The sequence below is a fragment of the Lactococcus muris genome, from assembly GCF_042849115.1.
GTDB classification, from domain to species: Bacteria; Bacillota; Bacilli; order Lactobacillales; family Streptococcaceae; genus Lactococcus; species Lactococcus muris.
In genome coordinates this window covers 1-25,422 of record NZ_BAAFQO010000019.1, presented here as the reverse complement: position 1 = coordinate 25,422, position 25,422 = coordinate 1, and the positions used below count along the sequence as shown (strand labels likewise).

General features: G+C 39.5%; 24 protein-coding genes. 6 read left to right on the top strand and 18 right to left on the bottom strand.

The window, feature by feature from the left end; genetic code table 11:
* Positions 1-15 precede the first annotated feature (15 nt).
* The 5 genes from ACGHCK_RS10065 to ACGHCK_RS10045 all read right to left on the bottom strand — a co-directional run bounded on the left by ACGHCK_RS10065 (position 16) and on the right by ACGHCK_RS10045 (position 6,354).
* Positions 16-1,419 (bottom strand): MFS transporter, encoded by a 1,404-nt coding sequence (locus ACGHCK_RS10065; RefSeq protein ID WP_251422831.1) that lies wholly within the window; start codon positions 1,417-1,419, stop codon positions 16-18.
* A 68-nt stretch (positions 1,420-1,487) separates the two neighbouring features.
* Positions 1,488-2,708 (bottom strand): tRNA uracil 4-sulfurtransferase ThiI, encoded by a 1,221-nt coding sequence (gene thiI, locus ACGHCK_RS10060; RefSeq protein ID WP_251422828.1) that lies wholly within the window; start codon positions 2,706-2,708, stop codon positions 1,488-1,490.
* An 81-nt stretch (positions 2,709-2,789) separates the two neighbouring features.
* Positions 2,790-3,251, bottom strand: a complete 462-nt coding sequence (locus tag ACGHCK_RS10055) for an HIT family protein (protein ID WP_202230415.1) — start codon at positions 3,249-3,251, stop codon at positions 2,790-2,792.
* Between the two features lie 60 nt (positions 3,252-3,311).
* On the bottom strand, positions 3,312-4,322 hold the full coding sequence (locus tag ACGHCK_RS10050; RefSeq protein ID WP_251422826.1) for a YeiH family protein: 1,011 nt from the start codon (positions 4,320-4,322) through the stop codon (positions 3,312-3,314).
* Between the two features lie 193 nt (positions 4,323-4,515).
* Positions 4,516-6,354: an APC family permease gene (locus ACGHCK_RS10045; protein WP_251422824.1), complete on the bottom strand. Its 1,839-nt coding sequence runs from the start codon at positions 6,352-6,354 to the stop codon at positions 4,516-4,518.
* A gap of 363 nt (positions 6,355-6,717) precedes the next feature.
* Between ACGHCK_RS10045 and lysS the strand changes: the two genes are divergently transcribed.
* Complete coding sequence (gene lysS, locus ACGHCK_RS10040; RefSeq protein WP_202230455.1) at positions 6,718-8,208, top strand: lysine--tRNA ligase; 1,491 nt, start codon at positions 6,718-6,720, stop codon at positions 8,206-8,208.
* Positions 8,209-8,277: 69 nt separating this feature from the next.
* Complete coding sequence (locus ACGHCK_RS10035) at positions 8,278-9,873, top strand: NAD(P)/FAD-dependent oxidoreductase (RefSeq protein WP_251422821.1); 1,596 nt, start codon at positions 8,278-8,280, stop codon at positions 9,871-9,873.
* A gap of 111 nt (positions 9,874-9,984) precedes the next feature.
* Here the strand turns inward: ACGHCK_RS10035 and ACGHCK_RS10030 are convergent, their stop codons facing one another.
* From ACGHCK_RS10030 to ACGHCK_RS10015, 4 genes are all read right to left on the bottom strand, one after another.
* Complete coding sequence (locus tag ACGHCK_RS10030) at positions 9,985-10,623, bottom strand: ATP-binding cassette domain-containing protein (protein ID WP_251422818.1); 639 nt, start codon at positions 10,621-10,623, stop codon at positions 9,985-9,987.
* On the bottom strand, positions 10,610-10,783 hold the full coding sequence (locus ACGHCK_RS10025) for a hypothetical protein (protein WP_251422814.1): 174 nt from the start codon (positions 10,781-10,783) through the stop codon (positions 10,610-10,612). Before ACGHCK_RS10025 ends, ACGHCK_RS10030 begins: the two co-directional genes overlap by 14 nt.
* Complete coding sequence (locus tag ACGHCK_RS10020) at positions 10,780-11,880, bottom strand: hypothetical protein (RefSeq protein WP_251422811.1); 1,101 nt, start codon at positions 11,878-11,880, stop codon at positions 10,780-10,782. The genes ACGHCK_RS10025 and ACGHCK_RS10020 overlap by 4 nt, the downstream gene beginning before the upstream one ends.
* A 361-nt stretch (positions 11,881-12,241) precedes the next feature.
* Positions 12,242-12,436, bottom strand: coding sequence for a hypothetical protein (locus ACGHCK_RS10015; RefSeq protein WP_251422809.1), 195 nt, complete (start codon positions 12,434-12,436; stop codon positions 12,242-12,244).
* Positions 12,437-12,926: 490 nt separating this feature from the next.
* Here ACGHCK_RS10015 and ACGHCK_RS10010 point away from each other — a divergent pair, with 490 nt between their 5' ends.
* Positions 12,927-13,814 (top strand): Rgg/GadR/MutR family transcriptional regulator, encoded by an 888-nt coding sequence (locus ACGHCK_RS10010; protein WP_251422807.1) that lies wholly within the window; start codon positions 12,927-12,929, stop codon positions 13,812-13,814.
* Positions 13,815-13,884: 70 nt separating this feature from the next.
* Here ACGHCK_RS10010 and ACGHCK_RS10005 read toward each other — a convergent pair whose 3' ends face one another.
* From ACGHCK_RS10005 to ACGHCK_RS09985, 5 genes are all read right to left on the bottom strand, one after another.
* Positions 13,885-15,564 carry a hypothetical protein gene (locus tag ACGHCK_RS10005; protein ID WP_394304561.1) on the bottom strand — a complete coding sequence of 560 codons (1,680 nt, stop codon included), beginning with the start codon at positions 15,562-15,564 and terminating at the stop codon, positions 13,885-13,887.
* Positions 15,565-15,750: 186 nt separating this feature from the next.
* Positions 15,751-16,734, bottom strand: a complete 984-nt coding sequence (locus ACGHCK_RS10000; RefSeq protein WP_271328459.1) for an FAD:protein FMN transferase — start codon at positions 16,732-16,734, stop codon at positions 15,751-15,753.
* On the bottom strand, positions 16,703-17,299 hold the full coding sequence (locus ACGHCK_RS09995) for an NADPH-dependent FMN reductase (RefSeq protein ID WP_251423903.1): 597 nt from the start codon (positions 17,297-17,299) through the stop codon (positions 16,703-16,705). The genes ACGHCK_RS10000 and ACGHCK_RS09995 overlap by 32 nt, the downstream gene beginning before the upstream one ends.
* A gap of 55 nt (positions 17,300-17,354) precedes the next feature.
* Positions 17,355-18,161, bottom strand: a complete 807-nt coding sequence (locus tag ACGHCK_RS09990) for a transporter substrate-binding domain-containing protein (protein ID WP_251423900.1) — start codon at positions 18,159-18,161, stop codon at positions 17,355-17,357.
* A 12-nt stretch (positions 18,162-18,173) separates the two neighbouring features.
* Positions 18,174-19,604: an amino acid permease gene (locus ACGHCK_RS09985; RefSeq protein ID WP_251423897.1), complete on the bottom strand. Its 1,431-nt coding sequence runs from the start codon at positions 19,602-19,604 to the stop codon at positions 18,174-18,176.
* Positions 19,605-19,928: 324 nt separating this feature from the next.
* Between ACGHCK_RS09985 and ACGHCK_RS09980 the strand changes: the two genes are divergently transcribed.
* Positions 19,929-20,681, top strand: coding sequence for a peptidylprolyl isomerase (locus ACGHCK_RS09980; RefSeq protein WP_202230432.1), 753 nt, complete (start codon positions 19,929-19,931; stop codon positions 20,679-20,681).
* Between the two features lie 379 nt (positions 20,682-21,060).
* Here the strand turns inward: ACGHCK_RS09980 and ACGHCK_RS09975 are convergent, their stop codons facing one another.
* The 3 genes from ACGHCK_RS09975 to ACGHCK_RS09965 form a co-directional block, all read right to left on the bottom strand.
* The gene (locus ACGHCK_RS09975) at positions 21,061-21,939 is read right to left on the bottom strand and encodes an RluA family pseudouridine synthase (RefSeq protein ID WP_202230433.1); all 879 of its coding nucleotides are present in this window, start codon (positions 21,937-21,939) and stop codon (positions 21,061-21,063) included.
* 313 nt (positions 21,940-22,252) lie between these two features.
* A complete protein-coding gene (locus ACGHCK_RS09970) occupies positions 22,253-23,065 on the bottom strand; it encodes an NAD kinase (RefSeq protein ID WP_251423893.1) in 813 nt (270 codons plus the stop codon).
* Positions 23,052-23,732, bottom strand: coding sequence for a GTP pyrophosphokinase (locus tag ACGHCK_RS09965; RefSeq protein ID WP_202230435.1), 681 nt, complete (start codon positions 23,730-23,732; stop codon positions 23,052-23,054). The genes ACGHCK_RS09970 and ACGHCK_RS09965 overlap by 14 nt, the downstream gene beginning before the upstream one ends.
* 301 nt (positions 23,733-24,033) lie before the next feature.
* Here ACGHCK_RS09965 and ACGHCK_RS09960 point away from each other — a divergent pair, with 301 nt between their 5' ends.
* Together ACGHCK_RS09960 and ACGHCK_RS09955 are read left to right on the top strand one after the other, a co-directional pair.
* Positions 24,034-24,630 carry a CYTH domain-containing protein gene (locus ACGHCK_RS09960; RefSeq protein WP_202230436.1) on the top strand — a complete coding sequence of 199 codons (597 nt, stop codon included), beginning with the start codon at positions 24,034-24,036 and terminating at the stop codon, positions 24,628-24,630.
* A 130-nt stretch (positions 24,631-24,760) separates the two neighbouring features.
* Positions 24,761-25,279 (top strand): dithiol-disulfide isomerase, encoded by a 519-nt coding sequence (locus ACGHCK_RS09955; protein WP_251423890.1) that lies wholly within the window; start codon positions 24,761-24,763, stop codon positions 25,277-25,279.
* Between the two features lie 41 nt (positions 25,280-25,320).
* On the opposite strand, the gene ACGHCK_RS09950 is transcribed toward ACGHCK_RS09955, so the two are convergent.
* On the bottom strand, positions 25,321-25,416 hold the full coding sequence (locus tag ACGHCK_RS09950; protein ID WP_394304562.1) for an IS3 family transposase: 96 nt from the start codon (positions 25,414-25,416) through the stop codon (positions 25,321-25,323).
* Positions 25,417-25,422 lie beyond the last annotated feature (6 nt).

The following is a 25,422-nucleotide window of genomic DNA, read 5'->3' as shown; positions in this document are numbered from 1 at the left end:
TTTGCCAAGCTATTTTTATTTTTTTCGTCCCAAGAGGCGTACTCCTGCCAAGAGCCAAGAAATACTTGTCAAAATCAATGAAACAAGAAAGGCCATCTGCATGCCTTGTAAGAAGGTTTCTGGATAATCTGGTAAATAAGTCCTTACCGTATAACCAAGTTGACTCGACATGGATAGAAATAAGATTATGGTTGCTATAGATGTTCCTAAGACAAAAGCCATATTCCGGATTAAGGAGTTCACAGAGCCAGCAATTCCTAAATATTTCCGTTCCACTGTTTCCATAATCAAGGCATTATTGGGACTTTGGAATGCTCCCATTGAGGCTCCTTGAAGCAATAACACTGCAATAACCCACCATTGTGGGGAATCTACACGGATAAGGAGATAACCGATTTGTGAAAGTACAACGCCCGTAATTCCCACAAAAGTAATCACTTCCTTATCGATTTTATCTGCAAGTGCACCAGCAATAGGACTTACTAGCAGCATTGCCATAGGGTAGGCCATCATGATAAAACCTGCTGTCCCAGGGGAATAGTCCCGATAATCCTGCAAGTAAAAGGGAAGGAGAATGCTTGCAAACATTGCTACAGTAAAATTTAGCATTGACATCACGAGGCTCAAGGAAAAGAGCCTGTTCTTAAAAATGGCTAAATCAAGTAAAGGCTTGTCCTTCCGCCGTTCAGTAAAAATAAAACTGATAAAAAGAACGACTCCAAGCGCTACACTCAACAATATAAGAGGGTTAGTCCAGCCTAAGGCTTGTCCAAAATTCAAAGCCATAAACAAGAGAACAATGACCGCAGTCATCTGTAAACCACCTGACACGTCTACTTCACTTACAGAGCCTTGTTCCTCATCCTCTGGCAGAGCACGACTCCCAAAGATCCAAGCCACTATCCCTATCGGTACATTAATCCAAAAAATATAATTCCAAGAAGCAACTTGTAAGATTAAACCACCAAGTGCTGGTCCTGCTATAGAACCAACAGAAACGAACATGGAAGTGATTGACAGAGCACGCGCACGCCGCTCAACGGGGAAAACTTGAGCCACAATTCCAAAACTTGTAGCCATAAACATCGATGCGCCAATAGCCTGGATCACACGTGCAAAGAGTAAGAAAGGAAGCCCCAAGCCAAGATTTAAGCCCGCAAGCAGCGAACCAACAATAAAAATCGTCCAGCCCCATCTCGTAACCGTTGTCTTTCCAATCAAATCAGCCAGCCGCCCAAAAATAAGAATGACTGCACTAATAACGATTAAGTAAATAGTGACCACCCAAGTAATCTGGGCTGTCGATACATTCAGCTCACGTGCCATTGTCGGCAGTGCAATATTAACAATTGAACCGTCTAAGGTAGACATCAGTGTAAACAGACCAATGGTCAGAAGCACTTTTGTTCTGTTTTTCATTTGTTCCCTTTCTCTTCCTCTATGGAAAGGCTAAAAGCTTCATCCAATGATACAGTTACTTTCAAAAATCAAAGCAAGTCGTAAAACTCATCTGCTTCTTCTTTGTCCCAGTTTTCTCCTGTTATTTTACTCACCATAATGCCTTTAACTGCACGATCAACCATACCTTCAACATCCAAACGTTTTTCATAGGTCAGGACATTGTCCAGCTTTGGATTTGTTTTAGGGGATGGTGGTGCAAATACGGTACAGCAATCTTCAAAGGGCAAAATCGACAGGTTGAACGTATCAATTTTTTCGGCAATGTCAATGATTTCAATCTTATCCATTGTAACAACTGGACGAATCACCGGTGTACTCGTGACTTCATTAATCACAGACATTGAACCAAGAGTTTGTGAAGCAACCTGCCCCAAACTTTCTCCGTTAATGATTATTTTTCCACCCCGTTCTTCACGGATACGGTCAACCACACGCATCATAAAGCGGCGTGTCAAGGTCATCAAATATGCTTGTGGGACTTTGGCTTTTATTTCTTCTTGAATCTCCGTAAAAGGTACTTCTATAAAGGTAATCGTCCCACCAAATACCGTCAATTTTGCTGTTAAGTCCTTCGCCTTTTTCAAAGCTCCAGGACTGGTATAAGGGGGAGAGGCAAAGTGGACAGCCTCTATCTCTACACCACGTTTAAGCGCCAAATAACCTGCCACTGGCGAATCGATTCCACCTGAGAGCATCAAATGGCCACGTCCAGCAGTCCCAACCGGCATACCACCCGCACCTTTAACTGTTTCAAAGCTCAGATAGGCACCTTCGAGCCGAATTTCAACACGAAGTGTAATATCTGGCTTTTTCATCTGAACCTTTGCATACTCAAAATTATCAAATACAGCATCACCTAGAGTCATGTTTAACTCTGTTGAGTCTTGTTCAAAGCTATGGTCAGAACGCCGCGTAGCGATTTTGAAAGTCATTCCTTCATGATAAATTTCTTTCATCAGAGCAACCGCAGCTGCTTTTAGCCCCTCAATCGACTTTTCAACCTTAATAGAAGCAGAAAAGTTTTGGATCCCGAAGACCTTCATCAAACGTCTTGAGACTTCTTCATAGTCTGTACCGTTCAGTTCAATATGCGCACGATCACGCTGTGCAGTAATCTTCAAATCTGTCAAATCTGCAAGGACTTCTTTTATATTATTGGCCAAGCGATTGATGAAGAAACCACGGTTTTTTCCTTTTGTTGAGAGTTCGCCATAGCGAATCATAATTTCATCATATGCGATAGTCATTGTTTAATCTCCTACTTGCTTCTGTCCAAATAATCGTCAAAATTTGAATAATGTTCCAGTATGCTGCCATACTTTGTTAAGCTATTTCACCATATTTGTAAGTTTTTCAATTTCAGCAATCAGTTTCTGACGAAGAAGCTTATGTTTTTTATCTGTATATTGGTAGCGGTCATCCGTCCAGTGCGATTTATCATAAAGCCATACTGGCATTTTCCTTCGCTCTTCTGATTCACTCGCATATCTTGGAAACACATGTGCATGCAAATAGGCATCCGTATTTCCAAGAATATCATAGTTGATACGCAAGGGTTCGCAGACATTGATTATCGCATCGCCAACAATGCTCATCTCTTTCAAAAACTGAGTTCTTTCTTCAATTTCCATATCATTCAATGAATAATATTTTTCTTTCGGTAACAGTACACAATATCCCTCAAGAAATTGCGTGTCACCTATCGCAACATAACTTGCTTTAAGTTCTGCAATAATCATCGGATTTGTTCCGTTGGCCGCCGATTCAATCCTGTCTTTTCGCCAATCCATAACTTCCCCCCTCTAATCTACATCATTGAGTATATTATATCATTTTAGATATTTATTTATCTAAGCCAATAATAAACGTATCAGAATAAGCGCGACTCCTACTTGAAAGAGAAGGACGACCAAACCATAAATTGCTAACTTTCTACCCGCTCGGATAAATTCCACCAAATTTAGGCGCAGACCAATTGCTGCTAGCGCAATAACTTCACACCAGCTACTGATAAAACGTGCAGCTTCTGTTATAAACCTGGGAAACTGAAGTATAGTATCCAAGCTACAAAAAATAACAAATCCCAAAACATACCAGGGGAGAAAGGCTTGGCGTTTTATCTTTAAGTGCTCCTCTGCCTGCTGTTTCAAGCCCCCTTCCGATTGACGTACTTGGTAGGAAAAATAGAGCACAACAAAGACCAGCATGATGATCCGCATAATTTTAAATAATGTTGCCATAGTGGTTGTTCCTAAATTCACCATGGTCGCCGAAGCTACAACTTGACCAACCGACTGAATCGTCCCACCAATCAAAGCCCCACGTAAAAAGTCGTTTTCTCCCAATAACCAAGTTCCTAAGATGGGCAACAGAAGCATTAAAAAGGTTCCCATCAAGTTCACCATAGTTATTGCAGTACGCTTATCCTTATCCTCTGCACCAATGACTGGCTCAACTGCCGCAATAGCCGAGGAACCACAAACAGCATTTCCTGAAGCCATAAGTGCATTTACTTTAGATGAAAAGCCTAGTTTTTTCCCGATAAACATGACAAAGACAATTGTAAGCACCATTTGTAAAAGAATGAAACTCATTCCCTTCCAACCTAACTCTTTTATCGTTTGAAAGGTCACCGTGGCTCCTAAAAACATCACCGAAAATTCTAGGAGCTTCTTTTCTGACCATGCTGTCCCCGCAAAAAGGATGGGTTGCTTAAAATAAATATTTCCTAAAACAATGCCTAATAAAATAGCAATGGTTGCTGCGCCTAGTCCTTTAAAAACAAATAGATTCAAAACATAGCTCATCAGTGCAACTGCAAAACTTAGCCCCAAGCCTGGTACGATATTTTTATTTAGCATGAAAACTATTATAGCAAAAACAGGGAGTGATTTGTGGGCCTGAATCCTCTAGGAGATAGCATCAGGGGCATTGACAACAATATCTGGCCTACTCTTGTATAAGTTTCATCCCCTAATTAGTTAAGAAACTCTGTTCAAAAAAACGTCAGAATGTTGAATTTATCATTCTGACGTGTGTGTTTGTATTTTTTGCTTATTTTTTCAAATGGTAGTTGTAGCTGGCAAGAATAATGTCCTCGTGGGAATTCAGGTAATAACGCAAGCGTAAGCCTGTCTGGTTGTGGAAAATATTTTGCCAGGGTTTCGATGGAATAAATGTCGGAATCAAGACTGTTGTTGTATAGTTATGTGCCTTAGCTTGTTTTGCAGCCAAGTTGATAAAGCGAACAGCTGGGGTGATGATGCTACGGTAACTTGTATGCACGACTGTCAGCTTAATATCTGGAAAAGTTTCATTGAAATCTCTTTCAATTTCTGCTTCTTTTTCCGTATCTTCTTTTGTCGACACGTGGAGAGCAATGAGATAATCCCCTACAGAACGCGCATAGTTAATCGCCCCGATATCTACATTTGTCACATTTCCAACCAGAACAATCACTGTATTTCCATCAAACTTATGTTCTGCTGTTTCTTTACGCAAGCGTAATTGCTCTGCCACATTCATATAATGATTATGAATACGGATAAAGCAGAAAATCAAAAGCGGCAAAACGACAAAGAAAGGCCAAATTTCAGAAACACGGAAAATCAGCAGTATCATAACAACAACAAAGGAGATAAGAGCTCCAATGATGTTTGGAATGGAGTGCAAGAGGAACTTGTTTCCCAGTTTCTTACGCCAGTGCACAACCATACCAACTTGCGCGAGAGTAAAGGGCGTGAACACACCGATAGCATAAAGAGGAATCAGCCTATCTGTTTGCCCATCGAAGATAAACAGGAGGATAACTGCACCTATAGCAAGGCTAATGATACCATTTGAGTAGCTCAAACGCGTACCACGCGCCGTGAACAAATGCGGCATATATTTTTTCTTAGCCATATTAAAAGCAAGCATCGGGAAAGCTGAATAACCTGTGTTTGCTGCTACTGCTAAAATCAAAGCTGTTGCAATTTGGAAAATAAAGAAGAAAGCATGGCCAAAAACACTGTCTCCAAAGATTTTTTGTGCCATCTGTGCAATGATGGTTACATCAGCACGTGGTGTCAAGCCTAACCAATAGGCAAAGAAGATAACACCACTAAAGAAAGCTGCCAAAATAATACCCATCATCACCAAAGTTTTGGCGGCATTTTTTTCCTTCGGCTGCTTAAAGAAAGGTACAGCATTAGAAATGGCTTCTACCCCTGTCAAAGACGAAGAACCTGTGGAGAAAGCTTTAAGCAAGAGGATAAGTGAAATACCGCCAACTGTTGTTCCGATATGCGCAGGTGCTTGATAAGGCAAGCTGCCTGCGAAGATGCGAAAGATACCCACGCCTAGGAGAGCGACAGTTGCAAGGATAAAGGTATACACAGGAATCATCAGAAAGGCGGCCGACTCACGAAGGCCTCTCAAGTTCATCAGCATAAGCAATAAGGCCAACCCTACTGCAATTTGTAAATTGTACTGATGAAGTTCTGGTAAAGCTGAAGTAATTGCATCTGCACCAGAAGCTGTAGATACAGCAACAGTTAACATATAGTCAACCAGTAGTGAACCCCCAGAAATCAGGCCCGGAATCGTCCCAAGATTCTCTGTTGAAACCAAGTAAGCGCCACCGCCTGACGGATAGGCATGAATAACTTGTGTATAGCTTCCAATCAAGGCAAACAGTAAAACCAAGATAATTAAGGCAATAGGTACAGAATACCAAGAAGCACTTGCCCCTACGGCTACGAGTACTAAAAGAATTTGCTCAGGTCCATAAGCGATTGATGACAAGGCATCTGACGATAGCATGGCCAAAGCCTGTAATTTGGTCAGCAAATGCGAATCACCTACGGTAGATTTTAAAGACTTACCAATTAAAAGCTCTTTGACTTTTTTCAAAACGCAACTCCTATAGAATAAATAAAATCTTTAAGTTGGATTTATCTGGCTTAATTCAGTCTAGGCTTGACTTCCCTAGCATAATACTGCCTCTCCAATATAACTCAACCATTGTAGCATTTTTTTATTGATTTTAGTAGTATTTTTATGTTTGATTTCAGTAACAAATGCATATCAAGAACAGCTTGCTCACAGACATACAGCTCCTTATACTTTCGTGCCAAATTTTTGAAAAACTTGTGTTGCAAAAACTGGCTCTATCTTTGGCCTAAAACATTTTTCAAAAACATGTTTATGGGCTATCAAAAGCAGTAAAATTATGCTAAAATATGAATGATATAAACTTTTTTTATAGGAGAAAACATTTTGGCTGAAATTATTGAAGAACTTAATGACCAAATGAAGGTACGGCGTGAAAAAATGGAAGCACTGCGCGAGTCAGGTATCGATCCATTCGGACACCGGTTTGTTCGTACACATAACTCTGCAGAACTACATGCGAAATACGATGAAAATACTAAGGAAGAATTACAGGAAAAAGACTTGCATGCAACAATCGCAGGTCGTCTGATGACAAAGCGCGGTAAAGGTAAAGTGGGATTTGCTCATCTCCAAGACCGCGAAGGGCAAATTCAGATTTATGTGCGTAAAGATGAGGTGGGTGAAGAAAACTATCAAATCTTCAAACAAGCTGACCTCGGTGATTTCCTGGGTGTTGAAGGGCAAATCATGAAAACAGATATGGGTGAGCTTTCCATTAAAGCCAGCAAACTGACTTTCTTGTCCAAAGCACTTCGCCCATTGCCAGAAAAATTTCATGGCCTTACAGATACGGAAACACGTTACCGTAAACGTTACTTGGACTTGATTTCAAACAAAGAAAGCTTCAACCGTTTTGTTACGCGTTCTAAAATCATCAGTGAAATCCGCCGCTATATGGACGGACGAGGTTATCTTGAAGTTGAAACACCTGTTTTAAACAATGAAGCCGGCGGTGCTGCTGCCCGTCCATTCTATACACACCACAACTCATTAAACATTGATATGGCGCTCCGTATTGCGACAGAATTGCACTTGAAACGCTTAATCGTTGGTGGCATGGAAAAGGTTTATGAACTCGGTCGTGTCTTCCGTAACGAAGGAATGGATATGACACACAATCCTGAGTTTACAACCATGGAATCCTATGAGGCCTATGCTGATTTTGATGACATTATGGACTTGACTGAAGGTATTTTCCAGCATGTTGCCCACACTGTGCTTGGTAAAGATATTATTGAGTATGATGGTAAAGAAATCAACGTGGGTGGCAAGTTTGCCCGTGTCCACATGGTTGATGCAATCAAAGAGCAAACAGGGGTAGACTTCTGGAAAGACATGTCCTTTGAAGAAGCTGTTGCTTTAGCTAAAGAACATGATATCTATGTTGAAAAGCACTTTACAAGTGTCGGACACATCATTAATGAATTCTTCGAAAAATATGTTGAAGATACATTGGTTCAACCAACATTTGTTTTTGGACATCCAAAAGAAATTTCACCATTAGCTAAAATGAATGAAGAAGATCCTCGTTTTACAGATCGTTTTGAACTCTTCATCAACGGTAAAGAATACGCAAATGCTTTCTCTGAGCTCAACGACCCTATCGATCAGTTGGAACGTTTTGAAGCACAGGCTAAAGCAAAAGAACTTGGTGACGATGAAGCAACTGGCGTGGACTATGACTATGTAGAAGCCTTGGAACACGGTATGCCACCAACAGGGGGGTTAGGCATTGGTATTGACCGTCTCGTCATGCTCTTCACTGGAACAACATCTATCCGTGATGTCCTCCTCTTCCCAACAATGAAATAAAAAGAAAAATCCAGTTTTTTTAGCTGGATTTTTTCCAATCACACAGTATATTTAGATTAAGAGAATAAAATGCTAAGAATATCTCAAATAAAAACTTCCATTGATAATCCGGTGGAAAAAGTGAAAGAACTCCTCTTGAAAAAATTAAAAATTCAAGAGTCCGACTTGATAAGCTATCGCATTTATAAAGAATCGATTGATGCCCGACATCGTGGAGAAATTAACTTTATTTACACCGTTGATGTTGAAGTTAAAAATGAAGTAAAAATCCTCAAAAGAAAAATCAAAAATGTTTCTCCCTCACCAGATTTAAAGTATAAAAATCCCCAACCAGGCACTGAACCTATGGCTCATCGCCCTCTTGTTATAGGTTTTGGTCCAGCTGGGATGTTTTCTGCTCTCCTTTTGGCTCAAATGGGTTACCGCCCAATCGTTTTAGAACGCGGGCAGAAAGTTGAAGAGCGTGTAAAAGCCATTGAGAGCTTCTGGAAGGAGGGGAAGCTCAATCCTGCTTCAAACGTTCAGTTTGGCGAAGGTGGAGCAGGGACCTTTTCTGATGGAAAACTCACCTCTCGTGTCCGGGACCTACGCGGTCGTAAAGTCTTAGAAGAATTTGTCAAGGCGGGTGCACCAGAGGATATTCTCTATAAAGCTCATCCCCATGTTGGTACAGACTTGCTCCGTGATATTGTAAAGAATATTCGTGAACAAATTATCGCTCTTGGTGGCGAGGTGCTTTTTGACAGCCAGGTTGCCTCCTTCCTCATTGAAAAGAATAAACTTCAAGGCATCGTTCTAAAAAATGGGCAGAAAATCTTCTCCAATCACGCCGTTTTAGCTATTGGGCACAGTGCACGAGATACTTTTTCAGAACTTTATGACAAGGGGATTAACATGACAGCCAAACCCTTTGCCGTCGGTGTACGTATCGAACATCCTCAAAGCCTGATTAATAAAGCTCAATACAAAGAATTTGCTAAACATCCACGGCTTGGAGCAGCCGAGTATCGATTGACACATAAGGCAAGCTCTGGGCGCGGCGTTTATACTTTCTGCATGTGCCCAGGAGGTCTTGTTGTACCAGCAGCATCTGAGGAGGGACGACTGGTCACAAACGGGATGAGCGAGCACGCCCGTTCTGAGGAAAACGCCAATAGCGGTCTTTTGGTTCAAGTCTTCCCCGAAGATTTTGGAAAAGACCATCCTCTGGCAGGTGTAGAATTTCAACGTCAACTTGAGGAAAAAGCCTTTGATTTAGGAGGCAAAAACTACAAAGCTCCTGCTCAACTGGTGGGCGATTTCCTTGAAGACAAAGCTTCAACTCAGACAGGTGAAGTTACCCCTTCTTATGCACTAGGCGTTACCCCTACTGATCTCCGTCAACTTTTCCCTGAATATATCACTTCTTCGATAAAAGAAGCACTTCTTGGATTTGATAAAAAAATAGAAGGTTTTGCCATGCCTGATGCTGTTATGACTGGCGTAGAGTCGCGTTCATCTTCACCTGTCCGCATTAACCGTGATGAAGAAAGCTTCCAGTCCCTTTCGACAGAAGGGATTTACCCTTCTGGTGAAGGTGCTGGCTTTGCCGGTGGTATCGTTTCTGCTGCTATTGACGGTCTCAAGTGTGCCGAGCAAATGATTTCTACTTTTGCCCGACCATAAAAAAGAAAAAAGCATGATTTCTTTAAACTCAGAAATCATGCTTTTTTAAGCTTCACTATCAAACGTTACGAGTACACTAATATTAGCATTCAAACATAGGCATAACTTTTTTTAATTCTCATAACTGATCAGCCCTTCCAAATCTAATTTCACATTTTCTAAATCATCAAGAATTCCTGTATGAGAAACATTCAAAATATAGCTTTCTTTCCTCACCATGTCTAAAATCCGAAAAATTTCTTGCAAGCTTTTTCTATCAATATGCTCAAAAGCTTCATCGAATAACATAATCTTACATGAAGCCAAAACAGTAGCTATAAACGCTAACTTTTGCTTCGTACCTTGAGATAAATTCTTAACCAAAGTATACTCAAACTCTTTCATACTCAGATCTTCCATCATTTTTTGAGATACTTCCATATTGCTCTTTATTTCTCTTCGGTATAGACGCAAAATATATTCTACAAATTCAATACTTTTCAAAAATTCATAGCCAAAAAAATCCGAAGTCAGTTTTACAATTTCAAAATTTTTCTTTACGTCAATCTTTTCTGTACCAATAGAGGCTGTGAATTCTTCAACTCTTAATTCTCCATTTAAGGCAGATAAAAAGCTGCTTTTTCCTATTCCATTTTTCCCAACAATATTTGTGATAATTCCTTTTGAAATTGATGTTTCTAAAAAAGGAATGACCACCTTTTGTCCTTGGTATAAGTTTTTTACTTTGATATAAAATCTAGTATTTCCCATAAATCACCCCCATGATAAGTCCAGCTAAAAATATTATTGCACATGAACCAAAAAATATTAAAGCAAATATGTTTTTCTTCTTTTTACTAAAAAATTTCAAAAAAAGATGACTAGCATAAAGAAAAGCTATGCTGAGTGATAACAATGGCCAAATATTCATATTTTTTTCTCTCCTCCCAGTTGTACTATTGCTTTTCCAAACAAATAACTTGTAAACAAAATGAATATTGCAATATAAACTTTTATAAAGAACATCTCTGAAATATCAAGGTCTTCCGCCTTATTGACAATCTGAGTTAGACCTATAAGAACCAATAATGCCAAGTAAATGAACGGATTGTATGCTGCTTTTACAGACATTGTTTTGTCAATGGCCAAAGATTGATAATCTATCAAAATCGTACTTTCTTGTATTAAGGATAATACCAAACTGATAGGAACAGAAAGTAGAAAAAGTGTCCGTTCACTGATCAGTATCAAAAATAAAATGAGCATAGGAAAACTAATGAGAAAAAGAGTGAAATTTTTTTCAAGTAATTTGAAGAAAAAATTTTTAAAACTCATTAAAAAAATATTTTTTTCTTTTTTGTTAGCAAATAAACACAAAAAATACCATAATTTTTCTACAAGATAAGAAAGATAAAAGTAAAAAGTAATCTCAAAAATCAAAAGCTGAATTTCTTCTTTGAATGGATAATTAAGTATTGAAAAAACAGATACAATAACGATTACAGGAATTAAAAATACGTCGTTAAATACCTTGCTATAAGGTGGAGCAATAAGATAACTCGATAATCCACGCGTTTTTATGCTCAATTCAGCTAACAATTTATTAGAAGTCATCGTCTCTTTTCTTCTTTTAAAATATTTAATGGAAAAAAGATCAAATATAACCGATAGTGCAAGAACCACAAGAATCATTTCGTTGAACAATCGTGCAACATCAATACCTAGTAAAATTTTGAGTAATTTATCAGTATCGTTGTTTAAGATACCCCAAATAATCTTGGGAAGTGAGTTCTTGACATGAATAGCTAAAAGTATAATTGCCAGGCCATTAATTAAATTAAAAAATAAGTGGCGTGTTTCAATGATATTTTTACCAACAGAAAGTACTGCTAATAGAGCAAGGAGATGAAAAAACTCCTTGTTTATCAGTAATAGAAGAGCTTCAACAAAGATAAATGCAAGAAAATTATAGACTAATAAAATATTACCTCTTTTAAAAAAATAGAAGAAAGTTTTATTGCTCGACATTTTAAGTAAGCACTCAGGATACCCTAGCCCCCCTTGTATGTTGATTCGATTATTTAAAATTAAGTAGCTGCTATAGCAATTCGAAAAAAGTAAAAATTACAGATACACACTTTTTTCAAAAATAGTGTACAGTACGGACAATAGGGGAATAAAATACAGCAAGACAGACCTAACAAAACCGATCAAAAACGATAATTTCAAACAGACACGCTCTGGTAAATACGAAAAAATATCTCTTATATTGTTATTTAAACGATTACAAAAGGCTCTAAAGTCTCTCAGTACTAACACTCTAATCATCACGCCTCCAAAAATAGGCAATGACAAATAAAGTTTTGCCATTGCCCTTCATCACTACATCCTATGCAGCAATAAATCGTTGCCAAAGTTTCCTCTGAGCATATTTTCTAAGAAGAGCAACAATCCCTGCAACACCTGTGAAAGCTCCAGAAAAAAGAGAAACCGCTGTCCAAATGTTCATTCCCATGCTTACCGCATTTGCAATACCTCGAGCCATTGTATAGCTCATACCAGTAGCAACTAAATCAAGCATCATTCACCTCCATATTTTTAGTTATAGAAACTAAAATTGTTCCTATGGGGATTTGCATTTTGTGCTATAACGAAATCTAACACTTTTAATTTATCTTCTAGCACCGAAAGATCTTTAAGAAATTTTTCAGTATTTTTTATTGATGCATTTGTAGCTACATCACCACTATACAGTACTGTAAAGTCTAAAATCCTGATGTAAGATATAATGCCTTATCACTCAAAGCCACAGTAAACAAGAGCAGCATTTTATGCTTTTTCAATATTCTTTTTCCTCCCCTTTTTTTAATTATATTAATATTGTATAATATATAACATACAATATTAATATAATACAATAAATTCAAACAGAAATTAAATTTTTATTTCTCAAGAAACACAAATATATAAAACTGTAAATAAAGCCAAAATCACTCGAAAAAGTTGAATTAAACGGATGTTTAGCTATTTTTTCATAAAAATGGATTTGTATATATAAAAATTGGGGAGAGTTTATGAAAACGAAAAAAGAAAAACAATTAAAATTTGGGAATATTCTCGGACAATGCTACAAAGACTTCCGACTGGCAAAAGGATTTTCTCAGAAAGAAGCGGCTAGTGATGATATTTCTGTTTCGCAGCTATCTAATTTTGAAAATGGGCGAACTGTGCTAACCAGTGATGTGTTTATCGCAACGTTACAAAATATAAATGTGACTTTTTTAGAATTTCAAAATCTATACAATAAACGCTTGGAACCAAATGATATTCTCCTTTTCAACACCGAAGTATCCGAAGCTTACATGAGCCGAAATATTTCGAAACTAGAAAATTTATTATCTATAATAACAGATAAGATAACTCAAATTCCAAACAAGAAAAAGTTTAAATTGGATAAAATTAAAATCCAGTCACTTATAGCAAGCCTTGATTCTGACTTTCAAGTCCCAAAATCTGATATTAATTTTGTGAAAAACTATCTATACAATCTCAAAGAATGGGGACAATATGACATTTGGCTATTTGGACACTGTTTTCTTTTATTCGACTTCATTACAACGGCAGATTTGGCTCAAAAAATGGTTGATCCAACAAGTATAAATAACGATTTACACTATACCAAGCATGCCATGTTTCAAACTTTGAATAATATCATTAGCGTTTCAATTCACGATAAAATGTTTTCTCTGGCAGAAAAGTATATTAATTATCTTGAGAATAGTAATATCCATGAGTACTATCTCTATGACAAATTAACACTTCGATATAATAAGGCGATGCTTGCTTATAAAAGAGGGAATAAAGCCTCAATAGAAACTTTGAAAGAATGCAAAAGAATGTTTGAGTTTTGCGATTGCTACTACACTGCAAACTTAATCGCACAAGAAATTAAAAATCTTTAGCCCTTGATACCCTACTGAAAATGTACAGCAAGAAAACAAAGCTTTCTGTGAGAGAAAGCTTTGTTTTGCTTTAGTTTGTTTGGTTGATGATGAGGGCTGGGCGCATACCGCCATTCGCTCCAGCAGCATTTATGCCCCAGTGAGAATTTAACCATCCAGTAGCATTAGTTACACCTGTATCTCTATTAACAAACCAACCTGTATCAGGATTAAGACCTTGTGAGGAAGGTGTACGTGTCCACCAAAGTATATTATTTGGAGCTGCACGTTGTTCCCTATTAGGGAAAGCACGTCCTGGACCTGACAAGCGTAGCACATCTGCTAAAGAGAGAGCAAAGGCACGTGGGGTGCCACCTGAGTCAACTTGAGTGATGTCAGCTGCAGCATCAGGAAATTGATCCAAGTTGCTGGCACTCATTATCCAACGCCAGCCGCCTTCCCAAACAATATCTTCATCCAAAATAGCAGGACCTATATATGGGACAGAGACAGGTTGAATCATCGCCTGAACTTCTGGGGCAAGAGCTTGACGCCAAGTATTCAATTCTGCTTCATGTTGTGTCAAGGGGATATTAGTAATTACACCATTCCGAATAATCATATGATTCCCAGAACCCATGTTTTCAAGGTAGCGGTACTGCTCCCCAGCCATGGTAAAGATACGCCCCGGACGCATGGTCGAAAAGTCAAAGGCTGCAGGGGCACTGTCTTCATTAGGCAGTGGGTTCGGGCCGTCATCAAACATCACTCCGTTCTGGATACCACGGAGAAGGTCTGCCAGCTCCGCATGGTGTTGCTCCCCGTCATTGAGGAACTCCTCATGCTGGTCAGGACTCACCAGTCCACTCTCGACATGAATCCCATAGTAGTAAAAACCGTTAAAAACTTTATCCTCAATGGCAGCCGTCATCTCCGCTGCATCTAGCAGGTAAGAGCTGGCTTGCTCACTGTTCAGTCTGTTGGCCCAGTAAGCCCAACCTGTGTTGTGGTCAACCACCCAGAAGTTGCCTATCTTGTCTTCGTTAGGCAAGTTGCTCCACTGGTTCATGGTCATTGGGGCACGGTCTTGGGGGAGGTTCTGGGCAGTTTGGTTGGTCACTTCTTCCCCCGGCCAGATTGGACCACTGTTGTCAAAGCTGCCGCCTGCTGACCAGTAAGCATCAATACCGTCTCCCGGATGTGTCGCGCCGTCTGTGACCGCATCTGTAGCACCGCTCCCTTCAATCCAGTCCCGCGCATGGCCTGCCGCTGCTGTTCTCTGATCAAGGTTATCATGGTTGAAGGTGGGCATATACCATGGAGCATCTTGACCTGAACGTTCCCAACCGAAGATGAGTGTGGCATACTGGTCAAAGGCATTGGACGGATTATTGTTTGCACGGTCATTGATATTGCCTGCGCTTGGAATCCATGTGGTCCAGTTTTCTACATCGTCACGGCTGGTCCCTGCGACCAGGGGCGTGAAGTTGGCCTCATTACGCTGGCGGGTTTCGAGAAACTCGGACAGGAGTATCCTTGCCATGATTGGCCGCTCCCCGTAGTTTTCCACGAAGACGTCCTTGTTTTCCGTGTCTCGGTTGTAGTAGTCGTGGACACGGCCACCGACATTGATGTCCACTTCATTCAGCCGGTCATTGATAGCTCGCTGGTTGAAGGCTTGGAAGGCGAAGGTGCCGCCTACTGCGAGTAGCAAGAGCGACAGGAGTGCGAGGTTGCGCAGCCGCCGCTGTTTTTTCTTTTCTGGTGTCATAAACTCCTCCTTTGACGTAACCTGTACTTTTAGATTTTCATTACAACTACATTTCTAATGTTACGTTTACTTTCTGAGTCTATAGTATAAAAAAAAAAAAAAGGTCAAATGAAATGAGCGTTTGATGAGAAAACTCAAGTTTTAATCCTATTAAAAAACTCCCGAATTCAGGAGTCTTGATTTTACTTAGTTTTTTAAGACGAAACCCTTGTCCATCACTCTCACATCTTTAGGCTTCATCCCAAGAATTTTTATTTTTCTGTCCTTGCTAATCAGAACTGCCCCTCGAATAACTGAGCGATTCTTAAGAAAAACTTCTTCTGGATTTTCTGCAAAAAACAAGCGTTTTGCCTCAATCTCCCCGTCCAGTGATGTGTCAGAAAATACAGTCACACTCGCTAGATTGTTCGCATGGGGATAACCTGTTTCGGGGTTGAGAATATGATGATAAGTTTTCCCCTCCCTCTCTAAATAACGCTGATCAATCCCTGAAGTTACAGACGAGCTTGAACTTGTTAAAACTTGTAACACTAGCGATTTATCCTTTTCCAAAGGATTCCGAACACCTACACGCCATTGTCTATTTAAGGGCTTTCCTAGAAAACGAAGATTTCCCCCAAGGTTAATCATCCCCGTACAAAAACCCTGTTCCCTCCAAAATTCTGCAATTTTGTCTGCAATATAACCCTTGGCAATTCCTCCTAAATCTAGGGACATCCCCTTTTCAGGGAGAAAAATTGCCTTCTCCTGCTCATCAAAACTAATGCCGTCAGGATTCGTCAAACAAAGTGCTTCTTGAATTTCCAAATCCGAAGGAACCCGTGCATCTGCAAAGCCAATATGCCATAGTTTAGCCAACGGTCCAATACTTGCATTGAAGCCAAAGTGCTCCTGACTGACACGAATAGCTTTTTGAGTAAGCGTATAAACCTCTTTGGATAGACTTACTGCTTTCACTCCTGCCGCCTTATTGACTTCCATCAGCTCCGAATGCTCCCTGTGGACAGTAAATAAATCTTCGTAATGTACAATCTTTTCGTAGGCCTGATCAAGTTTTTCCACACTTGCTAATCCTTCTGCCCGCAGCAAGCTCAGTTCAATAACTGTCCCGAGTGCCTGATATTTTTTCGATAAAAAGTCACTCATGCTCAGAAGCTCCAGTATCTGCATCTGTCTCCATAAGCTTTCTCAGGGGTTTCAAGCTTTTCGCATAAAGACAAAAATTCCTAAAGCAGTGCTCCAACCAAGAAATAGTCTGCCTGTCTATCAAATTTCCCGAGGTATCAAAAGATTCTGTTGCGTGACTGAGTAGAAATTGGTTAGCAGGCAGAACAAAAGCTTCCAAACCAGGTGATGAAAGAATCTGTCTAAGATTTTCCTGAGCAAAAACAGTTCCCTGTTTGCCCAAGGAGGTTCCCACTATCATAACCGGGGTATTGACAAGCGGCTGAACTGCACTCCAAGATAGCCATTCCAGCAAGGACTTCAAAGCAGCTGTAATCCCGTGATTATATTCAGGTGTAGAAATAATCAGACCATCTGAATCTTCTATCGCTTCTGCAATTTCCAAAATTTGCTTGGGCAAGTCCAAACTATCTTCAGTAAATAAGGGAAGCCCCGCTATTTCAATAATCTCAATCTCGGCTTCATCTACAAAATGTTTTTTCATATACCAGAGCAACTTTCTATTATAGGAAAAACTGGCATTGGTACCTACAATTGCAATAAATTTCATATCTATTCCTCTTCATTAAAGTAAAAAGAGCTTTCGCTCCTTTTATTTTAACATCTTAGGGTTGAAACCACCGCTGCGATAGCTTGCTAAGTTCACCTGACTGACGAAGTTCTTGTAAACCTTGGTCTACTTTACTGATCAGCTCTTTATCTCCCTTACGAGCTGCGACAACATAATTTTCTTGGGGGTATGGCGTGTTGAGAATGTTAAATACAGCATTAAGCTGCTTTTCCTTGAGGTAAGTCTTTGCATAATGTTCGTCCAAGAGAAGGGCTTCAACTTTCCCCTCTTGCAAGGCTGCCACTGCTTCACTGGGTTTATCATATAAAAACATCAGATTTTCTTTTACAATATTTTTTAAGACATGGGGATACTTACCAAATATTTCGTACTCTACAGAAGCTTTCTGTCCTCCGACAAGTAAATCATGCATGTCGCCGATATTATAAATATTCGCCTCCCTTGGTACAAGTAACACAGTTCTTGAAGTAAGATAGGTTTGACTAAATAACATATCTTTTTTATGTGCCTTGTTTACGATATAGGGTCCCCAGATTAGGTCCACTTCTCCCTCTCTTAAAGCCTTCTCCTTGGAAGACCAGTCCAAAGCTCTCCACCTAATCCGAATATCGTAAGAATCAAAGATAGCCTCAGCCAAAGCTACATTGAAGCCTGTAGGTTTTTGCTTTTCCTGAGATGAGCTTAAGGGTGCAAAGTCTGCTTCGTAACCAATGGTGATTGTCTTACTTTCTTCAACTTTTTCCCATGTATTTTCCTTTTGGCTAAGGCCATAGGCTGTTAGGCTCATAAAGATAAGTAAGAGGAGTAAAGGGATGAGGAGATAGGTTTTGATTTTCTTCATTCTATCATTCTATCATTTCTCACGCCGCAAATCTACTGCTTTGAGTGGAACTAACTTTGTATGATATTTCCATTTATAGCCGAAATAGAGTGCTAAAAACAAAGGAATCGCGGCGTATAGGGCTAAACCTTCTCCCCAGTGACTGCTGAAAAGTAATGCTGGATTAAGATTAATCACAATTGCCACTGTCATTATTAGGGATATAATGGGACCAAAGGGAAACCATTTGGCTTGATAAGGAAGCGTCTTTAGATCCCTCCCTTGTACTAGGAAAGCACGACGAAAGCGTATATGGCTAAGAGAAATTCCTACCCAAGCGATAAATCCTGTCAAACTTGATAAATCAACCAGTAGAAGATAAATTTGCGTCCCAAAAATCCCTGTTAAAAAAGCAATCACACATACAGCTGTAGTTGCCAACAAGGCGTTTATAGGTATACCGTTTCTGGCTATTTTGGAGAAGTGTTTTGGTGCACCTTCTTTTTTTCCCAAAGAATAAAGAATACGTGTCGAAGCGTACATGACAGAGTTTGCTGATGAAATGACAGAGGTTAGGATAACAGCATTCATCACACTGGCCGCAACAGCCAGACCAATGTTTTTAAAAACAATGGTAAAGGGACTCATCACAGCTGTCGAATCAGAATTCAACAATCGTGGATCTTGATAGTTAATGAGCGCTGCAATAATAATGATTGTAAAAATGTAGAAAAGAAGGATGCGCCAGAAAATAGAGTTCATCGCTTTAGGAATACTCTTTTCAGGATTTTCTGTTTCACCTGCTGTAACCCCCAACAACTCTGTGCCTTGGAAGGAAAAGCCTGCGATAAGTAAAACGCCCACAAATCCCGTGATACCTCCTGCAAAGCCATGATTTTCAGCAGTAAGATTTTCCACAACGTTAATATGATTTCCAAAAATACCGATAATTGTCAAAAGCCCAACCACGAGAAAAACAAGGATTGTGACCAGCTTGATAATAGACAGCCAGTATTCTGTTTCTCCAAAGGCCCGGACTGCCATAATATTGATCGCGAAAATAAGCACAGCAGCCAGACCTGAAAAAATCCAAGTAGGGACATGCGGCAACCAAAATTGGGTAATCAATCCTGCTGTCGTCAAGTCAACGGCAATGGTGATGGTTCCATTTAGCCAGTAATTCCAGCCCAGAGCAAAGCCAAAAGCTGGATCAACAAACCGTGAACCATAATCTGTAAAAGATCCTGATGTTGGCAAATATGTTGCCATCTCTCCTAAGGAAGTCATCACAAAATAAACCATTATCCCAACCAAAATGTAAGCCGCTACCGCTCCAAAAGGACCTGCCTGGCTGATGGTTGCTCCTGAAGTCAGAAAGAGCCCCGTACCAATTGTGCCACCCAAGGCAATCATCGTGATGTGCCTCTGCTTTAAATCGCGTTTTATTTGATTTTCATTTTTCATATTTTTTTCTTTCTCTAAAACTTTTTGTTCACTTACAGCATAATTTTGCCCAAAAGAAAAGACCAAATAGTCAAACTATCCGGTCTTTTTGAGAATCACCGGCATAGATGTCTTTCGAGCGTACTCTAAAGCTGCATCTATACCAAAAGTATGACACAACTCCTATCTATGCACATGATGATGTTGAGCTTGTCGGTCAAACTTAGACATATATGATTCTCCTTCCTGATATTTTTATTTAGTATATTCCTTTATTCAAAATTTTGCAAGAATAAACTTTTCATAGTCGTTTAGTCTGAGGAATATTTATGTTAAAATATAGAAATGGAAAAGAAAAAAAATACGAATATCATTTTTGGAGGACTCTTAGTCCTTGTCGTTGTTATTGTCGGCAGCCTAATTTACTTTGCAAACAACTCCGGCAGCACAACTGATGCAAAAGACGACCTGCAAAGTGTAGCACTCCCGCAGCTATCTACTGAGGTTGGGCAAGACGAAGCTGAGGTTCAAATCCAAACTACAGCAGGAAATATCAACATTAAACTCTTCCCTAAACTTGCGCCGATGGCTGTGGAAAACTTCTTGGCTTTAGCTAAAGAGGGCTACTATAAGGACAACGAGTTTTTCCGAGTGATTAACAACTTTATGATTCAGACAGGCGACCCTAGCAACAAAGGAACAGGCAGCAAGTCGGTTGTGAATAATAACAAGCCCTTTGCTACTGAAATCTCTAACCAGCTTTATAATATTCGTGGTGCAGTATCACTTGCTAACAGTGGTCCGGGAGAAACAAGTAGCTCACAATTCTTCATTGTTCAGAATCCTAAAGCTGCGGATCAAGGCTTGACAACAGAAAAATACCCTGAGAAGATTATCGAAGCCTACAAACAAGGTGGAGCTCCTTTCCTTGACGGACAATACACTGTCTTCGGTCAAGTTATCTCTGGCATGGATGTTGTAGATAAGATTGCTGCAGGTAAAGTGACAACAAACCCAAATAACCCTCAAGAAGAATCTTCACCTGTTAATCCTGAAAAAATTACAGGTGTGAAAATTATCAAGGGCTGGGATTTCTAACACCTAACACATAAAAAAACTCTTGTTCAAATACAAGAGATTTTTTTATAGGCTGACAAGATAAGCAAATAGTTCCCCCCTTGTCCTCCTATCACATAAGGTTAAGGAATAAAAAAGAGCTTAGCGCTAACAAGCTCTTTGTAGCTACATGAAAAATGACAGTCCAACAATTGATAAGTAGCCGCCATCAATCTGCTAAATATAGTGCCCCCAAAAGTTAGAGTTAAAAATTTAACATTTGGAGGTCTTTTCTTATTATTCAATATCTCCGCATCGGCATTGTAAATACAAGGGGGAGTAACCGTGTTACCGGCAAACATTATTATCCTTCTCTTCTTGCGCGGGCAGCTCACGAAATAGGAACAATGATAGGAGCATCTTAACCCATCAATCTTTGCATATCTTCTGGCATCTCTAGCTCAATATCGATTAATTCATTTGTAAAAGGATGTACAAATTGTAAATGATGACAATGAAGTGCTTGACGATCTATTAACTCATGGTTGCCACCGTAAAGTTCGTCTCCTACAAGAATATGTCCCAGATGTGAAAAATGAACACGGATTTGATGGGTCCGACCTGTATGTAAAACAACATCCAGTTGCATCAGACCATTTTTTTCCGCCACAACTTCATAGCTTGTCCGCGCTTCCTTTCCATCAGGACTCACGCGCCGCTCGATGATTGAAGATTCTACTCGACCAATAGGCAGATTAATCTCGCCAGATTTTGGTAATTTTTCATCCGCATAAATAATGGCATAATATCGTTTTGTCACGCTCTCTTTGTACTTTGGATGCACAATTAAAGAATGGGCCAGACTGTGCTTAGCAAAAAGCATCAAACCGCTCGTATCGCGATCCAAGCGCGTGATGATATGCACTGTTTGATCTTCATATTTTTTACGGACAATATAGCCTTTGACCAGATTAGACATGGCGCCTGTCGGATGCAAACGTCCCGTAATTGACGTCCGTCCTGCCGGCTTATTGACAATCAAATAATGTTCATCTTCAAAAACCACCTCTGGGTCAATATCCTCGGGAATCAGCAGGTCTGTTCCTTGTTCTACCGGTGTTATAATCGTCACAACATCATCGACTTGCAAAGGAAAGAGAACGTTGCGCTCCATACCATTCACCAAAATCTTGCCACCATCAAACTTGACATGTGAAAGAAAGCGCTTGGAAACACCATGCTGCTTCAGTAAAGTTTTTACCGTGTTCCCATCAATTGTATTTGTAAACGAAAATTCCACTGCCTTAACTTCTCCTCTTAAGTCTGTTCCTGATCAAACATTTGTATGCTTCCTTCTAGCAGATTAAGTCTTACTTTTCGACATCTAAAAACTCCAACACATGTCGGAGTTTGCCTAGAACAGGATTTTATTATATCACATTTGTTTCGTATGAGTAAATATGTTTTAATCAAAAATAAGACAAGCACATGAAATAATGAATGAAAACGAGAAAGCTTCCTTGTGCTATTTTGCTCTAAAAAAACAGCTCAAAATCTCTCAAAATAGCCAATGTCGTCAAAAATCGCTTTCATACATCAAGCACTTCATACCCTTACTCAACTTCTCCAATAAATGCGTTTCGCACACGTTCCCAAAAACTTGTGTGGGCACAGTTAGCAAAAGCAATCGTTTTGCCGTCCATACTGTATTCGATAGCTTCAATCTTTTCATAATTAAAACTCAGCTGATCGACAGTGACACTATAGTCCTCAACATCTTCCGGACAAATGATAATCGTGTCTTTTTTAGCAACCACCATCGGTGCACCTAATGTTCGGTAAACAATATTATTAAGGCTGGCTATCTCAGCCATTTGCATGGCTTCCACGTGGGGATGCAAAACAGCGCCTCCTATAGACTTATTATAGGCTGTTGATCCCGTAGGTGTGGACACAGAAAGACCATCACCACGGAACTTCTCAAAAAGAAAATCAGATATTTTGATGTCCGCCACTAAAGTCTTAGATGTGCGGCGAATGGTTGACTCATTAAGCGCATAATGCAGTTTTTCAGAACCATCCTGGAACTTCACCAAAATACGGAGAAGGGGATAATGTACAGCATGTTGAGCTACTTCTGATTCTAATGCCACAATCACCTTATCTAAATCAGTATCCATGAAGTCGGTATAAAAACCCAAATGTCCCGTATGAACGCCTAGAAAACGAAGCTTATCCAGTTTATTCTCATAGAGATGCATGGCTTTGAGTAAGGTACCATCCCCCCCTACAGAGATAACTACTTCTGGATCTTCTTCCTCAAATTGAAAATTTTTAGCTTGCAAAAGCGCTGTTAACTCTAACAGCGTTTCCTGTGATTTTTCACTTGAGTTCCCTACCAACCAGATTTTTTTACCAGAGCTCATTGTCTTCCCCGTTTTCCTTTTTATAATCCAGCCTTGCTTGAGGATCATCAAAAAGCAATTGTGCTTCCTGAATATCTTCTCGAATGGCTCCCATTTCCATATCAAGCTGTGCTGCCATATGTGCTGCAGTAGTCAAACGTTCTCGGACTTCCTCCGGAATAACCCCGCCATATTTATAACTTAGGGAATGTTCAATCGTTGCCCAAAAATTCATTGCCAATGTCCGGATTTGAATTTCTGCAAGAACGACCCGTGAGCCTTCAATAGTATCAATTGGATACTCAATCACAACATGATATGAACGATATCCACTCACTTTTTGATTGTGTATATAATCACGCTCCTCAACGATTTTTAGGTCTTTACGCTTTCTTAAGAGCTCCAAAACATCCCAAACATCATCAACAAACTGCACCATAACGCGAACACCAGCGATGTCTTCCATCTCTTGAATCGTTTCCAGTGTATAGCCCCTCATCACAGCCTTCTTACGAATCGAGTCTCGGCGCTTTACACGACCAGTAACGAATTCTATCGGTGAGTAGAGTTTTTTCTTCAAAAATTGCTTGCGCACGCCACGGAGTTTGATTTTTAATTCTCCGACCGTTTGAACATAGGGATCAAGAAATTCTTCCCAATCAAATTCGGCTGCTGTACTTTCAGTCATAAGCTTATCCAAATTAACCTTTGGTCAATTCTCCTTTGCATTTTATTACAGTCCTCCTAAATTATACCATATCTCCCCTATATTAACTAGACAACTTTACATAATTTAGAGTGGGAAAAAGCGGTCACAAATGTACCATAGACCTTAGAAATAGGAGGTCCAGTTTCTTTGTGACTTTACTTAGATACGGGCTTTTGATATACTTTTAAATAATAAATCATTTATCATTCTAACCAGAAGGGAGGATGTCTCTCTTGGAGATCTTGCAAAGAGTAATCTAAATAGAGCATCTTTTATAAAAATGTCAACAAATTTAGAAATCGAGCATAAAACGATGCTCTCCATGCCGGAGTATGACCGCTTGAAAACCCTCTTTTCTCATGTCACTCCGGTTCGACAGACAAATCACTATCTTGACTCCCAAGATTTTACACTTCGGAAGAAAAAGTTAGCCCTACGTATACGTACCTTTGACCGTTCAGCGGAAATGACGCTTAAGGTCCCTCAACAGGTAGGCAATATTGAGCATAACATAGAGCTTACGCTTGAAGAGGCACAATACCTTATCTCTCAAAAAAGCGTCACCTGTGGTAAAACTGACCTCAGTGAAATCTGCGATATTTTGAAAGAGAGAGGTGTTGATTTAGAAAGTATCACCTTGGTGGGGAGCTTAACAACTATTCGCTATGAACAGCGTCTTCCTATTGGTCTAGCAGCTCTTGACAAAAATGACTATCTTGGGCATACGGATTACGAGCTAGAATTAGAAGTAACAGACAGTGAACAGGGAAAAAAGGATTTTTTAGCTTTTTTGAAAAAAAATCACATTGAATTTCGTTTTTCAAAGTCCAAAGTCGTGCGTTTTCTGGACTGTTTACGCCATATGAATCAACAGTAAAAAGTGCTTATTTAGCACTTTTTGCATATAATTTGGTCTGCTATCTAAAATTTGATAAACTATATTTCATAGATATACCAACAGATAAAAAATAATTATAACAGACTTAATAAGGAAAAATATAACACTTATGTATGACATCCATCATTTTTTCACCCCAATTCTTAACAAATTCTCTGAATTTGACTCTCACAACTGGTATCTCTATCCTCTGGCTACACTTGCAGCAGCTAAAGAACTACGTGACAGCAGTAATCTGCCTAAAAATATTGAGCATCTCAATGCCAGCTTCGACCGCCTTCAAAAGATTTCTTCAGACTTTTTAACGATAAATCTGCACGGACGAAAATATGGACGAAAGTTTATCCTGGCCTTGCAAGAAAGGTTAGAAAATCTAACTGTTCTCGACTACAACAATCAGATGCGTCACGAGATATTGTTAGAAATAAACTTAACCACCGCTGACTTTGTGGCTCATCGCCATTTTGCCAAAAAGCAAATGATAAAAAATGCGCAAGAATTTTATAAAAATAATTTCACTCAAATTCCAGCAACCTTAGTTTACACAGAAAATGAATGTTTACATATCGAGAGCTATTCTCACCTTATTATTCAAAATTACCTTCGTCATATTGAAAAAACTGCCTGATATGTCAAGCCCCAATAAAATAGACAAGTAGAAAAACCTACTTAGTTATGATGTTCAATAAGGTATGCACTCCGATATTCCATTGGTGTCATGCCTTTTAATTTTTCTTGTGGACGGTCATAATTGTACCAAAAGATGAAATC

Coding starts and splice junctions, on each gene's coding strand:
- ACGHCK_RS10065 (WP_251422831.1), bottom strand. CDS start 1,419: ATGAAAAACAGAACAAAAGTGCTTCTGACCATTGGTCTGTTTACACTG.
- thiI (WP_251422828.1), bottom strand. CDS start 2,708: ATGACTATCGCATATGATGAAATTATGATTCGCTATGGCGAACTCTCA.
- ACGHCK_RS10055 (WP_202230415.1), bottom strand. CDS start 3,251: ATGGATTGGCGAAAAGACAGGATTGAATCGGCGGCCAACGGAACAAAT.
- ACGHCK_RS10050 (WP_251422826.1), bottom strand. CDS start 4,322: ATGCTAAATAAAAATATCGTACCAGGCTTGGGGCTAAGTTTTGCAGTT.
- ACGHCK_RS10035 (WP_251422821.1), top strand. CDS start 8,278: ATGCTAAGAATATCTCAAATAAAAACTTCCATTGATAATCCGGTGGAA.
- ACGHCK_RS10030 (WP_251422818.1), bottom strand. CDS start 10,623: ATGGGAAATACTAGATTTTATATCAAAGTAAAAAACTTATACCAAGGA.
- ACGHCK_RS10025 (WP_251422814.1), bottom strand. CDS start 10,783: ATGAATATTTGGCCATTGTTATCACTCAGCATAGCTTTTCTTTATGCT.
- ACGHCK_RS10020 (WP_251422811.1), bottom strand. CDS start 11,880: ATGTCGAGCAATAAAACTTTCTTCTATTTTTTTAAAAGAGGTAATATT.
- ACGHCK_RS10015 (WP_251422809.1), bottom strand. CDS start 12,436: ATGATGCTTGATTTAGTTGCTACTGGTATGAGCTATACAATGGCTCGA.
- ACGHCK_RS10010 (WP_251422807.1), top strand. CDS start 12,927: ATGAAAACGAAAAAAGAAAAACAATTAAAATTTGGGAATATTCTCGGA.
- ACGHCK_RS10005 (WP_394304561.1), bottom strand. CDS start 15,564: ATGACACCAGAAAAGAAAAAACAGCGGCGGCTGCGCAACCTCGCACTC.
- ACGHCK_RS10000 (WP_271328459.1), bottom strand. CDS start 16,734: ATGCAGATACTGGAGCTTCTGAGCATGAGTGACTTTTTATCGAAAAAA.
- ACGHCK_RS09995 (WP_251423903.1), bottom strand. CDS start 17,299: ATGAAATTTATTGCAATTGTAGGTACCAATGCCAGTTTTTCCTATAAT.
- ACGHCK_RS09990 (WP_251423900.1), bottom strand. CDS start 18,161: ATGAAGAAAATCAAAACCTATCTCCTCATCCCTTTACTCCTCTTACTT.
- ACGHCK_RS09985 (WP_251423897.1), bottom strand. CDS start 19,604: ATGAAAAATGAAAATCAAATAAAACGCGATTTAAAGCAGAGGCACATC.
- ACGHCK_RS09980 (WP_202230432.1), top strand. CDS start 19,929: ATGGAAAAGAAAAAAAATACGAATATCATTTTTGGAGGACTCTTAGTC.
- ACGHCK_RS09970 (WP_251423893.1), bottom strand. CDS start 23,065: ATGAGCTCTGGTAAAAAAATCTGGTTGGTAGGGAACTCAAGTGAAAAA.
- ACGHCK_RS09965 (WP_202230435.1), bottom strand. CDS start 23,732: ATGACTGAAAGTACAGCAGCCGAATTTGATTGGGAAGAATTTCTTGAT.
- ACGHCK_RS09960 (WP_202230436.1), top strand. CDS start 24,034: ATGTCAACAAATTTAGAAATCGAGCATAAAACGATGCTCTCCATGCCG.
- ACGHCK_RS09955 (WP_251423890.1), top strand. CDS start 24,761: ATGTATGACATCCATCATTTTTTCACCCCAATTCTTAACAAATTCTCT.